The 13403-nt window shown below is 74.8% G+C and carries 7 protein-coding genes; 3 read left to right on the forward strand and 4 right to left on the reverse strand.

Annotated elements, in window-relative coordinates:
* Both ABZ573_RS17865 and ABZ573_RS17870 read right to left on the reverse strand, forming a co-directional pair.
* On the reverse strand, positions 1-6620 hold a 6620-nt coding region (locus tag ABZ573_RS17865), incomplete at its 3' end, for a MupA/Atu3671 family FMN-dependent luciferase-like monooxygenase (RefSeq protein ID WP_358119120.1).
* Positions 6617-7867: an MFS transporter gene (locus ABZ573_RS17870; RefSeq protein ID WP_358119122.1), complete on the reverse strand. Its 1251-nt coding sequence runs from the start codon at positions 7865-7867 to the stop codon at positions 6617-6619. The genes ABZ573_RS17870 and ABZ573_RS17865, both read right to left, overlap by 4 nt.
* Before the next feature lie 221 nt (positions 7868-8088).
* Here ABZ573_RS17870 and ABZ573_RS17875 point away from each other — a divergent pair, with 221 nt between their 5' ends.
* Positions 8089-8889, forward strand: coding sequence for a crotonase/enoyl-CoA hydratase family protein (locus ABZ573_RS17875; protein WP_358119124.1), 801 nt, complete (start codon positions 8089-8091; stop codon positions 8887-8889).
* 126 nt (positions 8890-9015) lie between these two features.
* Here the strand turns inward: ABZ573_RS17875 and ABZ573_RS17880 are convergent, their stop codons facing one another.
* Both ABZ573_RS17880 and eda read right to left on the reverse strand, forming a co-directional pair.
* Entirely contained in the window at positions 9016-10110 is a 1095-nt protein-coding gene (locus ABZ573_RS17880; RefSeq protein WP_151456148.1) for a sugar kinase, read from the reverse strand.
* Between the two features lie 3 nt (positions 10111-10113).
* The gene (gene eda, locus ABZ573_RS17885; protein WP_358119127.1) at positions 10114-10779 is read right to left on the reverse strand and encodes a bifunctional 4-hydroxy-2-oxoglutarate aldolase/2-dehydro-3-deoxy-phosphogluconate aldolase; all 666 of its coding nucleotides are present in this window, start codon (positions 10777-10779) and stop codon (positions 10114-10116) included.
* Between the two features lie 54 nt (positions 10780-10833).
* On the opposite strand from eda, the gene ABZ573_RS17890 reads away from it, so the two are divergent.
* Positions 10834-11610 (forward strand): IclR family transcriptional regulator, encoded by a 777-nt coding sequence (locus ABZ573_RS17890; RefSeq protein ID WP_225852366.1) that lies wholly within the window; start codon positions 10834-10836, stop codon positions 11608-11610.
* A gap of 192 nt (positions 11611-11802) precedes the next feature.
* Positions 11803-13356, forward strand: a complete 1554-nt coding sequence (locus ABZ573_RS17895) for a ricin-type beta-trefoil lectin domain protein (protein WP_358119129.1) — start codon at positions 11803-11805, stop codon at positions 13354-13356.
* The last annotated feature ends 47 nt before the right edge of the window (positions 13357-13403 follow it).

Here is a 13403-nt window from a genome sequence, read left to right on the forward strand (position 1 = left end):
ACAGCCGGGGCCGGGGCCACAGCCGGGGCCGGGGCCACAGCCGGGGCCGGGGCCACAGCCGGGGCCGGGGCCACAGCCGGGGCCGGGGCCACAGCCCGGGCCGGTCGACGGGGCGTGGCCCGCCGCAGGGCGTCGATGGCCGGCAGGCCGTCCCGCACGGCCCCCGCCGGCAGGCCGAAGTCGACGAAGCAGGCGATCTCGTCGGCGCCGGCGTCGAGCACCGCGTCGAGCACCGGCCGGCAACTCTCCGGCGAGCCGATCAGGGCTCGCTGCTCGCAGTACCGCTGGTAGGCACGGGACAACACGAACCGGACGTCCTCGTCGGGGGTGTCGGCGAGGTCGACGTTCATGCCCAGGCTGTTGACCACCTGGCCGAGCAGGCTGAACGAGGAGCGCAGGTAGGCACAGAACGGCTCGAACGCCATGGCCCGCGCCTGCTCGGCGTCGTCGCCGAGGAAGGTGTGCAGCAGCACCACGACCCGCCCCGCAGCGGGATCGAGACCGTGTTCGGCCCGGGTACGCCGGTACAGCGCGACGTTCTCGGCCAGCCGCGCGACGTCCTGGGTCATCAGGTTGGTGACCACGCCGAGGCCGCGGCGGGCCGCTTCCCGGTAGCTGTCCGGGTTGCCGACGATCGCCGTGAAGGTCGGCGGTTCCGCCTGCACCGGGCGGGGGAACAGTCGGATGTCGACGTCTTCGCCGCTGCCCGACCGCGCGGTGATCGCCTCGCCGCGCCAGAGCCGCCGTACGGTGTCGAGATTGTCGTACATCACCTGCTTGTGGCGACGGTAGTTGTCCGGGTAGAAGACGAAGTCGTTGGCGTGCCATCCGGGCGCGCACCCCAGCCCGACCCGCCCCCCGGAGAGGTTGTCCACCATGGACCATTCCTCGGCGACCCGGACGGGATGGTGCAGGGGCAGCACCACCGAGCCGGCGTTGAGGCGCAGCCGGCGGGTCCGCGTCGCGAGGGCCGCGGCGAGCACCGACGGGTTGGGAAAGAGCCCGCCGAAGGAGTGGAAGTGCCGTTCGGGCAGCCACACCGCGTGGAAGTCGTGGGTGTCGGCGAACTCGGCGGCCTCGATGATGGTTCCGTAGGCGTCGTCCCGGGCCGAGTCGGGGTAGTCGCCGAAGAAGTACAGGCTGAAGTCGACGGTGTCCTGCGTGCCGGCCACCGACGCGGCCGGCGCCGGCCGCGTCGACGGCTCGGGGACGACGGCCGCGCCGCCACTGGTGCTGGCGTTGGCGCCGGTGGCGGTGGCGCCGTTGCCGCCGGCGCCGGTGGCGGCGCCGAGAAGAGCGAGCTGGTCGCGCATCAGGTCCAGCTGGCGGTGCACGATCGTGACGAGGTCGGCCGGTACGTCCCGGGGGGCGTCGCCCGGGTCGGCCGGTGCCGCCGAAGCGACGGGCACGGGAACCGGCCCGGCGGGCACGGGAACCGGCCCGGCGGGCACGGGAACCGGCGCGACAGGGACGGAGGGCGACGCGGTCGTCGGACCGGCCGGCGGGGCCGCCGGAGGGAGCACGCCGGCCGAGGCGCCGCGCGTCACCGCCTCGGCGAGCCGGCGGGGGGTGTCCACGGCGGCGAACAGGTCCCGGACGGGAACCCGTACCCCGAACGCGTGGTCGATCTCCCGGGCCATGGTGATCAGGAGCAGCGAGTCGGCACCGAGGTCGAGGAAGGTCTCGTCCGGGTCGACCTCTCCCACGTCCAGTCCGAGCCGCTCGGCCGTCAGGGCCCGGATGCGCGCGAGCACCTGCTCGGCCCCGACGTCGTGCCCGGCCGGCGGCCGGGACGGCCCCGGCTCGGCGGTCGCCGACGACCCGGCCGCGCCGCTCGCGGCAGACCCGCCGGCCGCAACCCGGACGTCGGTCGCGGCAGAGGTGTCGGTCGCGGCGGAGATGTCGGCCGCCCCGGACGCGGAGACCCAGAACCGCCGGCGCTGGAACGGATAGGCCGGCAGTGGCACGGCTCGGCCACCGCAGTCGGCGGTCAGCGCGGCCCAGTCGACCGGGAACCCCGCCACGTGCAACTCCGCGACGGCGCGCCACAGCCCGTCGACCGGTGGGGTGCCACGACGTTGCGACGGCACCCACCGCAGGTCGGATCCCGTGCCGCGGGCGATGCTGGTCAGCGCCCCGTCCGCGCCCGCCTCGACGACCGATCGCACGCCCTGCTCGGCGAGGGTGGCCACGGCGGCGCTCCAGGCGACCGGCTCGCGCGCCTGCCGGCACAGGTGGTCGGCGTCCGGCAGCCAGCCGGGTGGGCGTACCCGGCCGTCCAGGCTGCTGATCAGGGGCAGGCGGGTCGGTGCGAGCTGCACCTCCCCGATCATCCGGCGGAGCCGGTCGAGGACCGCGTCCACGCCGGTCGAGTGGAACGCCCGGTCGACCGGGAGCGGGCGGGTCGCCACGCCGTGCCGTTCGGCTTCCCGGACGACCGCCGCCAGGGCATCCGGGGAACCCGCGAGCACGTGGTGCTCCGCGCCGTTGCGGGCGGCGATCTCCGCCGTCGACCCACGCAGCAGCTCATCGACCGTCGCTTCGTCGGCCAGGACCGCGCACATCGCGCCGGGTGGCAGCGCGTCGCGCATCAGGGCGCCCCGGTGCGCGGCCAGCCCGACCGCGTCGCCCAGGGACAGCGCACCGGCCACGACCAGTGCGGCGTACTCGCCGACGCTGTGCCCGAGGACGACGTCCGGCGTGAGCCCCCACGACCGCCACAGCTCGGCGAACGCCACCGCGGTGACCACCAGCGCCGGCTGCGCCACGTCCGTCGGGCGACCCGTTCCGACGGGGTGTTCCCGCAGCCGGGCGACGAGGTCGCCACCGGTCACTCGGCGGTACGCGTCGGCCCCCTCGGCCAACACGTCCCGCGCGACCGGGAACCGCTCGGCGAGATCGAGGACGACGCAGCGACGGTCGCCCTGCCCGGGAAAGGCCAGCGCGACCGGAGTGACGCTCTCCGGCTCCGCCCGGCCGGTCAGCACGTTTCCCGCCACGCCCGCCTCGACGTACCGGTGGAGGCCGTCGGCCAGCTCGGCGGCGGAGGTGCCGAGCGCGACCAGGCGGTGCCGGAGGTGGCGTCTGCGCCGCCCGGCGCTGGTGACCACGTCGGCCAACGCCGGCCCGGGGTCCTCGCGGAGCAGGTCGCGGTGGCGGGCGGCCAGCTCCACCAGCGCCGACGGGTCGGCCGCCGACAGGGGCAGCAGTCCCGGCGCGGGGTGGGCCGGTGGCTCGTCCGACCGGCGTCGGTCCGCCGGGGGCGGCTCCTCGACGATCACGTGGGCGTTGGTGCCGCCCACCCCCAACGCGCTGACGGCCGCCCGGCGCGGCCGCAGGTCCGCTGGCCACCGCGTGCCACGGGTGGTCACCGTGAAGGGGCCGGCGGCGAGGTCGATCGCCGGATTCGGCCGGCGGAAGTTGATCTGTGGGGCGACCCGGCCGGAACGCACGGTCAGGATCGTCTTGATCAGGCCGGCCATGCCCGCGCAACTGTCCAGGTGACCGATGTTCGCCTTGACCGAGCCGAGGAACGGTCGACCGCCCGCGTACACCTCGGCGAGGGCGTGGTGCTCCACCGGGTCGCCCAGGGCCGTGCCCGTACCGTGTGCCTCGACGTACCCGATCGACTCCGCCGGGACGCGCGCGGCGGCCAGCGCCCGCCGGGCGACGTCGACCTGCCCGGCCACTCCGGGTGCCGTGAAGCCCACCTTGCCGGCACCGTCGTTGTTCACGGCCGAGCCGATGATCACGGCGTGCACGGTGTCGCCGTCGGCGAGGGCCCGGTCGAGCGGCTTCAGCACCACGGCGGCGACGCCGTTGCCGCCGACCGTTCCGTCCGCGTCGGCGTCGAAGGGCCGGCACCGACCGCTCGCCGACAGGATCGATCCCGGGGTGTGCCGGTGACCCGTCACCTGCGGCACGTGCACGGCCACGGCGCCCGCGACCGCCTGGTCGACCTCGCCGTCGAGCAGCGCCCGCACCGCCAGGTGCACCGCCACGAGCGAGGTCGAGCAGGCGTTCTGCACGTTGATCGCCGGCCCGGTCAGCCCCAGCCGGTACGCCACCCGGGTGGCCAGGAAGTCCGGCTGGTTGCCGAGGGCGACGCCGATCGAGTCGGCCGGATCGGCGGGCCCCGTCCGGTGGCCGAGCTGGCGGAGATAGGTGTGGTGCGGATAGAGGTTCATTCCGCTGCCGGCGTAGAGGCCGGTCCGCAGCCCCCGGGTGTCGCCCGGGTGCCCGGCATCCTCCAACGCGTGGTGACAGGTCTCCAGGAACAGCCGGTGCTGCGGGTCGAGCAGCTCCGCCTCCCGGGCGCTGATCGAGAAGAAGCCCGCGTCGAAGCCGGCGACGTCGTCGTCGAGGACCCCGCTGGCCGCCACGAGGTCGGGGGCGTCGACGGTGTCGCGTGGGATTCCCGCCGCGACGAGTTCGTCCGGTGTGAAGGCACGCACGCTCTCCACCCCGGCGGTCAGGTTCGCCCAGTACTCGTCGACCGTGCGCGCTCCGGGGAACCGGACCGCCATGCCGATCACCGCGATCCGCCGGTCCCGTACCGGCCCGCCGACGGGCTCCGCCGTGGGCGTGGCCGCCGGGGCGGCGAGGTGCGCGCTGAGCGCGTCGACCGTCGGGTGGGCGAAGAGCACCGGCTGTGAAACCGGGCGCTCCAGTGCCCGCTCCAGGCGGGCCCGGAGACGGACGATCTCGACCGAGCCGATGCCGAGTTCGTAGAACGGACGCGCCGGGTCGACCTGGCCACCCGTCAGGTCGCCGAGGATACCGGTCAGCAGGGCGCGTACCTCCGCCCTGCCCGGTCCGGCCGCGCGCGCCGCCGTGGCCCCGGCGGGGTCGGTGGTCGCCCGCCGCCTGTCGTGCGGCCGGTGCGGCGACCGGTCGGCCAGGCAGCGCCGGACCAGCTCCGCGCGCCGGATCTTCCCCCCGGTGGTACGCGGGAACTGCTCCGCGGGGAGCGACAGCACCCGCTCGGGTACGACCTGCCAGCGTCGGGCCACCGCCGCCCGCACCGCCTCGGCCACCCCCGTCGCGGGTGCGTCGTCGTCGGGCACGTAGAAGATCACCAGCGACTCGGTGCCGGTGCGGGGCTCCGGTACGCCGACGGCGGCCACCAGGCCCCGCCGTACCCCGGCCACCTCCCCCGCCACCTGCTCGACCTCGTGGCAGGGCAGGTTGTGCCCGTTGAGGATGATCATGTCCTTCGCCCGGCCGGTGATGGCGATCCGACCGTCCCGCATGAAGGCGAGGTCGCCGGTCTCCAGCCAGCCGTCGCCGTCGGGGAAGGCCAGGCGGTTCGCCTCCGGGTCGGCGAGGTACCCGGGCGTGACCCGCGCCGACGAGACCTGGAGCCGGCCGATGCGGCCCTCGGGAAGCACCGCGCCGGCGGCGTCGACGATCCGCAGGGTGGCACCGGGCGCGGGCGGCCCGACGGAGAGGAACTCGGTGACGTCGGCCGGGTCGTCGTCCTCGGCGTACTCCAGGTCGCCGCCCAGGCTCGCCGTACGGATCCGGAGGCGGGTGCCGGGCTCGGCGAAGGAGGCGAAGGTGATTCCCGTGCTGGTCTCCGACATGCCCCAGGCCGGCGTCATCGCCTCCGCCGGCACCCCGGTGGCGGCGACGAACGCCTCGAAGGTCTCCGGCAGGCACTGCTCCCCGCCGCAGACCATGCGGCGTACGCCGCCGAGGTCCCACGGTTCACCGGGGGCCCGGGCGACCGCGTCGGCCACCAGCCGCAGGCCGAAGTTCGGCGCCCAACTGTGCGTGACCCGGTGCCGCCGCATCAGCTCCAACCACCGCAGCGGATCGTCGAGCACCCACTCGGTGGCGACGTGGACGGACGTGGCGCCGAGGAAGACGCCGCCGAGGTGGTAGAGCAGCAGGCCGGCGACGTGGTCCAGGGGAAGCCAGTTGAGCAGGACGTCCCGCGGGCCGATGTCGAGCATCGTCCGGGCCCCGACGGCATATTCCGAGAGCCCTCGGTGCGTCAACGGGATCACCTTCGGCCGGCCGGTGCTGCCCGAGGAGAGCTGCAGCAGCGCCACCGACCCGGGGTCGGTGTCCGTCGCCTCCGGCTCCGGTACGGAAGGGGCGGGGCCGTCGGGAGCGGTCGTCGCGGTCAGCTCCGGCACCGCGACCACCCGGTCCCGCAGCGGCAGCCGGGCCAGCACGTCCAGGTCCTCCGGCCCGGCCAGCACCACGGGCTCCCCCAGCACCCGCCAGGCGTGCACGAGGGCGGCGGCGGTGGGGTTGTCCGCGTCGTACCCGGTGGGCGCGCCGACGGTGAGCGGCACGATCCCGCCGAGGACGCAGCCGAAGAAGGTCGGCCAGTACTGCTCGCCCGAGGTGATCCGCAGGACGACGTGGGACCCCCGCCCCAGGCCGTGGGCCCGCAGACCGGGCAGCGCCGCGCGCGCCCCGGCGAGCAGCCGCCCGTGGTCGAGGAACTCCTCGCGCCCGTCGGGACCCACGATCCGGATGCCCGCGTCCGGGTGGTTCCGGGCCGCCCGCAGCAGCGCCTCGCCCAAGGTCCGGGGATGGTCGACGGGGCCGGGCAGGTCCCCGCCGTGGCTGACGGCAGCGGGGCGATCGGCGGACGTCGACTTCACGGTGCTACCTCGACTTCTTGCGTTCGGTGCGGACGGTGCGCCGGCGTGCGGGCGTGGGAGATGAGGAAGGCACCGGCGGCGGCGAGCGCCAGGCCGTGCGCCAGCGCGACCACCGACAGGGGCGTCAGGCGGTCGAGCGCGAAGGCACTGACGATCATGCCGATGCCGAACCCCGCGTTCTGCGCGGTGCTGGCCAGGCCCATGAGTTGCGGCAGACGGGAGGGCTCGACGGTCTGCAACCGGGTGGTGTAGCTGATCTCGGCGTAGCCGTCCGCCATGCCGGCGGCCAGCGCCAGGACGGCCACCAGCCAGATCGGGGGCCCCGCGAAGGCGAGCACGAACAGCAGCGACATCGCGCAGGTGGCGACGCCGAAGGCCCTCGGCGATCCCGGGCGGGAGGTGCCGGCGGCCCGCCGGGCGTACCACCGGCCGGCGACGAGACTGCCGACCGCCCAGGGCGTGGTGAACAGGGCGGCGAACGCGGCGGGGGCGTCGGGCCAGGCCAGGTTCGCGTACACCGGCAGGCCCACGTTGTGGGAGGCGGACCCGAACGCGTCGACGGACCGCACCGCGATCATGGCCAGGATCACGGGGGCGACCGAGGGCAGGAGGCGCCGGAGCCCCGCCCCGCGGCGGGAGCCCTTGGTGGGCGGCCCGGCGGGGCGGCCCACCACACGCCAGGCGCGGACCGCGGAGAGCAGCAGTGCGGACACCACGAACGAGGTGGCGTCGAGCAGGAACGCGGCGTGGTAGCCGAACAGGGTCACGAGGATCCCCGCGCTGCCGAAGCCCAGCAGCATGGCCACCGAGCGGGCCGCTACCAGGTTCGCGTTGGCCCGGGCCAGGTCGTCCGGGCCGACCAGCGCGGGCAACCCGCTGCGCAGCGCGACCACCCACAGCGTCTGGCTCCCGCCGAGGAGCACGGCCAGCGCGTGCAGCATGGTCGGCTGCGCGGCGGACGGCATCGCGACCAGCAGCACCAGCGCACCGGCCGACAGCAGGTCGCCGCCGATCATGAGCCTGGCCCGGGCGTACCGGCTGACCAGCGTGCCGGCGACCAGCCCCATCAGGACGCCGGCGCACAGGCGGACCGCCATGAAGATCCCGGTGGACACGGCGGAGCCCGTGATCTCCAGGGTGAACAGCCCCAGCGCCACCATGTTCAGGAAGCTGCCGTACGTGGACACGGCGTGCGCGGCGATGACGAGACGGAGCGGACGTGCGGAAGGTTCCTCCGTTGCTGGCACCTGTCGAGATCCGCCCCGCTCATGATCGTGTATGGAGCGAGGATCATGCCATTGCGGGTACGGGCATCTCAATACGTCGAAGGACCGGCGCCCGCATCGCCGACGGCGGCTGTCCGCCCGCCGTGGCGCAGAGCCGTCCGGGGCACCCCGCCTTGCCGGCCGGGCCGGCGTGTGGTTGGTTTCGGGGCAGACCAGATCAGCGGCACACCGAGGAGACACGCGTGGACGACCCGGTTCTCGTCGAGCGGGACGGTCCCGTGGAGACCTGGACGATCAACCTGCCGGAGGCCCGCAACCCCATCTCCGGCGACGACGTGATCGACGCGTTGGTGGCCCGGGTCGACGCGGTCAACGCCGACCGGGGGGTCCGGGCGGTCATCCTCACCGGCGCCGGCAGCGCCTTCTCCGCCGGCGGCAACGTCAAGGACATGGCGGACCGGGTCGGCCTCTTCGGCGGCGCCCCGCACGAGCTGCGCGACGGCTACCGTCGCGGCATCCAGCGGATCCCCCGGGCGATGTACGCGTGCGACGTGCCGCTGATCGCGGCGGTGAACGGAGCGGCCGTCGGCGCCGGCTGCGACCTGGCGCTCATGTGCGACCTGCGGATCGCCTCGGAGCGGGCGTTCTTCGCGGAGAGCTTCGTCAAGCTCGGCATCATCCCCGGCGACGGCGGCGCCTGGCTGCTGCCCCGTGCCGTCGGTGCCGCCCGGGCCGCCGAGATGACGCTGACCGGGGACCGGGTCGACGCCGCCACCGCCCTGGAGTGGGGGCTGGTCTCCCGGGTCGTGCCGCACGAGGAACTGCTCACCGAGGCGCGCCGGCTGGCCGACCGGGTGGCCGCGAACCCTCCGCACGCCGTACGGATGGCCAAGAAGCTGCTGCGCGAGGCCCAGCACCAGAGCCTCGACAGCGTGCTGGAGCTCTCCGCCGCCATGCAGGCGCTGGCGCACCAGACCCGGGACCACGACGAGGCGGTCCGGGCCTTCCTCGACCGGCGCGAACCGCACTTCACCGGGGAGTGAGCGGGACGGGCAGCCGGTGACGGCCCCGCCGTGGGTGCTGGCCGCCGGCCGGCCGCGTCGTGCACTGCGGACCGCCGCCGGGGCCCGGGAGCCGCGCCGCTCCCGGGCCGGTCGGCCGTCGGCGGGTCAGCGCTGCACGCGCGCGCCGGCGCCCCGGACGAGCGCCTCGACCTCCCGGAGGCTGGCCATCGAGGTGTCGCCGGGCGTGGTCATCGCCAGCGCGCCGTGCGCCGCACCGTACTCGACGGCCGTGGCCAGGTCACCCTTCTCCAGCAGCCCGTAGATGAGGCCGGAGGCGAAGCTGTCGCCACCGCCGACGCGGTCCATGATCTCCAGGCCGGGCCGGTGGGTCGCCTCGACGAACCGCCCGTCGGCCCAGGCGATCGCGCCCCAGTCGTTGACGGTGGCGGTGCGCACCGTACGCAGGGTGGTGGCGACGACCTTGAAGTTGTCGTACTCCTTGGTGGCCGCCTCGATCATCCGCTGGAAGTTGGCCACCTCCAGCTCCGACAGCGACGCGTCCGTGTCGGGCACCTCGAAGCCCAACGAGGCGGTGAAGTCCTCCTCGTTGCCGATCATCACGTCGACGTACCGGGCCAGCCGGCGGTTGACCTCCTGCGCGCGGGCCTGCCCGCCGACCGCCTTCCAGAGGCTGGGCCGGTAGTTCAGGTCGTACGACACGACGGTGCCGTGCCGGGCCGCGGCGGCCATCGCCGCCTCCATCGTCTCCGGGGTGGTCTCGGACAGGGCGGCGTAGATGCCGCCGGTGTGCAGCCACCGCACCCCCAGCGTGCCGAACAGGTGGTCCCAGTCCACCTGGTCGGGCCGGAGCTGGCTGGCGGCGCTGTGGCCACGGTCGGAGGTGCCGACGGCGCCCCGGACGCCGAAGCCGCGCTCGGTGAAGTTGAGCCCGTTGCGCACGGCGCGGCCGACCCCGTCGTAGGGCAGCCAGGTCACCAGTGAGGTGTCCACCCCGCCCTGGAGCACGAGGTCCTCCAGCAGCCGGCCCACCTCGTTGTCGGCGAACGCGGTGACCACGGCGGTCCGCAGCCCGAAGCAGCGGCGCAGGCCGCGTGCCACGTTGTACTCGCCGCCGCCCTCCCAGGCCCGGAAGGTGCGGGCCGTGCGGACCCGGCCCTCGCCCGGGTCGAGCCGCAGCATGATCTCGCCGAGGGAGACCAGGTCGTACCGGCACTCGCCGGCCGGACGGATGGACAGCACGGCTCAGGCCTCCACGGTCGATCGGGCGGCCTCGACGGCCGCGGCGGTGCGGGCGGCGACCTCGTCCCAACGCCCGGCGGCGATCAGGTCGGGGGCGACCATCCAGGTGCCGCCGACGGCCAGGACGGCGGGCAGGGCCAGGTAGTCGGCGAGGTTGGCGGTGTTGACCCCGCCGGTCGGGACGAACCGCACCGAGCGGTACGGCGCGGCGAGCGCCTTGATCATCGCGACGCCGCCGAGCTGCTCGGCGGGGAAGAACTTGACCGTGTCGAGCCCGGCGTCGAGGGCCATCTGGATCTCGGTGCCGGTGGCGACGCCGGGGAAGACGGGCACGCCCGCCTCCTGGCAGCGCCGGACGACCGCCGGGGAGAACCCGGGGGTCACGACGAACCGGGCGCCCGCCTCGACGGCCCGGTCGACCTGGGCCGGGGTCAGCACGGTGCCGGCGCCGACGAGCAGGTCGCCCCGCTCGGACATGACGCGGATCGACTCGGCCGCCGCGTCGGTGCGGAAGGTCACCTCGGCGCAGGGCAGCCCGCCGCGCACCAGCGCCTCGGCCAACGGGGCGGCGTCGCGGGCGGCGTCGAGCACGACGACCGGCAGGATCCGGGCCGCGCCGACGGCCGCCACGACCGCAGGTCTCTGTTCATCATTCTGTACGCCAGTCACATATGTGACCCTAGCGCTGCCGCCCGGCCTGTCAACCCCGCTAGAGTGGCGCCCATGACGCTGCCCGGCGGGTTCCAGCCCGTGAAGTCCTCCACCCGGACGCTGGAGGTGCTGGAGGCGCTGGCCGCCTCGCCGCAGCGGCGCTCGCTGGTCGACCTGGCCCGCGCGCTGGACATCCCGAAGAGCAGCCTGCACGGCATCCTGCGCACCATGGCCCAGCGCGGCTGGGTCGAGAGCGACCCGACCGGCACCCGCTTCGGGCTCGGGGTACGCGCGCTCCAGGTCGGTGCCGCGTACCTCACCAGCGACGACACCGTGGGCCTGCTCGGCGGGGTGCTCGACGACCTGTCGCGGCAGTTCGGCGAGACCGTCCACCTGGGACGCCTGGACGGCGCGCACATCGTCTACCTCGCCAAGCGCGAGTCGGTGCACCCGCTGCGGCTCTACAGCGCGATCGGCCGGCAACTGCCGGCCCACGCCACCGCCCTGGGCAAGGCGCTGCTCGCCGAGCGCCCGGACGACGCGCTCGACGGGCTGCTGACCTGGCCGCTGCCCGCGCTCACCCCGCACACCGTCACCGACCCCGACGCGCTGCGCGCCGAGCTGGCCGCCGTCCGGGAGCACGGCTACGCGGTGGACCGCGAGGAGAATACCGAGGGCATCGTCTGCTTCGCGACGGCCGTACCCCTGGCGGCGCCGGCCACCGACGCGATCAGCCTGTCGGTGCCGGTGGCCCGGCTGGGCGCCGCCGGCGAGGACCGGATCGTGGCCGCGCTCCGCCGGGCCGTCGACCAGGTCCAGGCGGCGCGCGGCCTGCTCTCCCCCGCCTGATCCGTCGCCGCTTCGACGCCCCCGCCGCCCACCGCCGGGCCCGGCGCGGGCGCGCACCGGCCGTCGCCGAGGGCGACGCGCGGGCCACAACTGGCAACCTTCTTGACAGATGTGTCGAGATATCGACAGACTTCTTTCAGAGAGCGCTCTCTTGATCCGTCTGCCACCCCCGCCGCACCGGGAGGAACCCTCTTGTCTCGAAGACTGCGCATGCTCGTCCCCGCCGCCGCCGGCCTGCTGCTCCTCGGCCTGACCCCGGCGGCGGGCCACGCCAGCGACACGTCCCCCGCCGCCCCGGACCGCGCCGAGGCGGCCACTGCCGGGCCCAGCCCCGCCCTGGTCGAGGCGATGCGCCGCGACCTCGGCCTCACCCCCACCCAGGTCGACGAACGACTGCGCACCGAGGCCGCAGCGCCGGTGGTCGAACGGCGCCTGCGGGCAAAGCTCGGCCCGACGTTCGCCGGCGCGTGGATCCCGCCCGGCGGGCAGCGCCTCACCGTCGCCGTCACGGATGCGGCCCTCGCCACGGACGTCCGCGCCGAGGGCGCCGACGTCACGGTCGTCGCCCGCAGCGAGCGCACCCTCGACGCGGTCAAGCGCGCCCTCGACCGGCGCACCGCCGCCGCCGACCCGCGCGACGTCCACGGCTGGCACGTCGACGTCGCCCGCAACAGCGTGGTCGTGACGGTCCGGCCGGGCGCCGCCGACAAGGCCATCGCGTACGCCAAGGCCAGCGGCGTGCCCGCGGACGCGATCCGGGTCGTCACCGCAACCGACGCGCCCCGCCCGCTCTACGACATCCGCGGCGGCGACCAGTACGTGATCAACGGCAACACCCTCTGCTCGGTCGGCTTCGCGGTCGTCGGCGGCTTCGTCACCGCAGGCCACTGCGGGGGCGTCGGCAGCCCGACCCTCGGCTTCAACAACGTCTCCCAGGGCACGTTCGCGGGGTCGTCGTTCCCCGGCAACGACTACGGGTGGGTACGCACCAACGGCTCCTGGACGCCGCAGCCCTGGGTGAACAACTACGCCGGAGGCAACGTGACGGTCGCCGGCTCGCAGGACGCGGCGATCGGCAGTTCGGTCTGCCGCTCCGGGCGTACGACCGGCTGGCGCTGCGGGACCATCCTGGGTCGCAACGAGACGGTCAACTACCCGCAGGGTGCGGTGTCGGGCCTGACCCGCAGCAACGCCTGCGCCGAGGGCGGCGACTCCGGCGGGGCCTGGATCTCCGGCAACCAGGCCCAGGGCGTCACCTCCGGCGGTTCCGGCAACTGCTCCACGGGCGGCACGACCTGGTTCCAGCCGGTCAACGAGATCCTCGGCGTCTACGGGCTGTCCCTGGTGACCACCGGTGGCGGCGGCGGAAGCCGGCTGATCAGCAACTGGAACAACCGCTGCATCGACGTGCCGAACTCCAACTTCTCCGACGGCGTGCCCCTGCAGACCTGGACCTGCAACGGCACCGGCGCGCAGTCGTGGACCTTCACCGGCGGCACGCTGCGCACCCAGAACAACAAGTGCATGGACGTGGCGTGGGGGTCCACCGCCAACGGCGCGGTCATCCAGATCGCCAACTGCAGCGGCAACCCGGCCCAGCAGTTCGTCCTCTCGGCCGCCGGTGACCTGGTCAACCCGCAGGCCAACAAGTGCGTCGACATCAAGGAGTGGAACAACTCCGACGGCGCCCGCCTGCACCTGTGGGACTGCCTCGGCGCCGCCAACCAGAAGTGGCGTCGCGGCTGACCGGCACCCGTCCGCCGTCGCGCCCACGCCGAACGGCCGATCGTCCG

The organism is Micromonospora sp. NPDC007220, assembly GCF_040634035.1.
Taxonomy (GTDB): domain Bacteria; phylum Actinomycetota; class Actinomycetes; order Mycobacteriales; family Micromonosporaceae; genus Micromonospora; species Micromonospora reichwaldensis.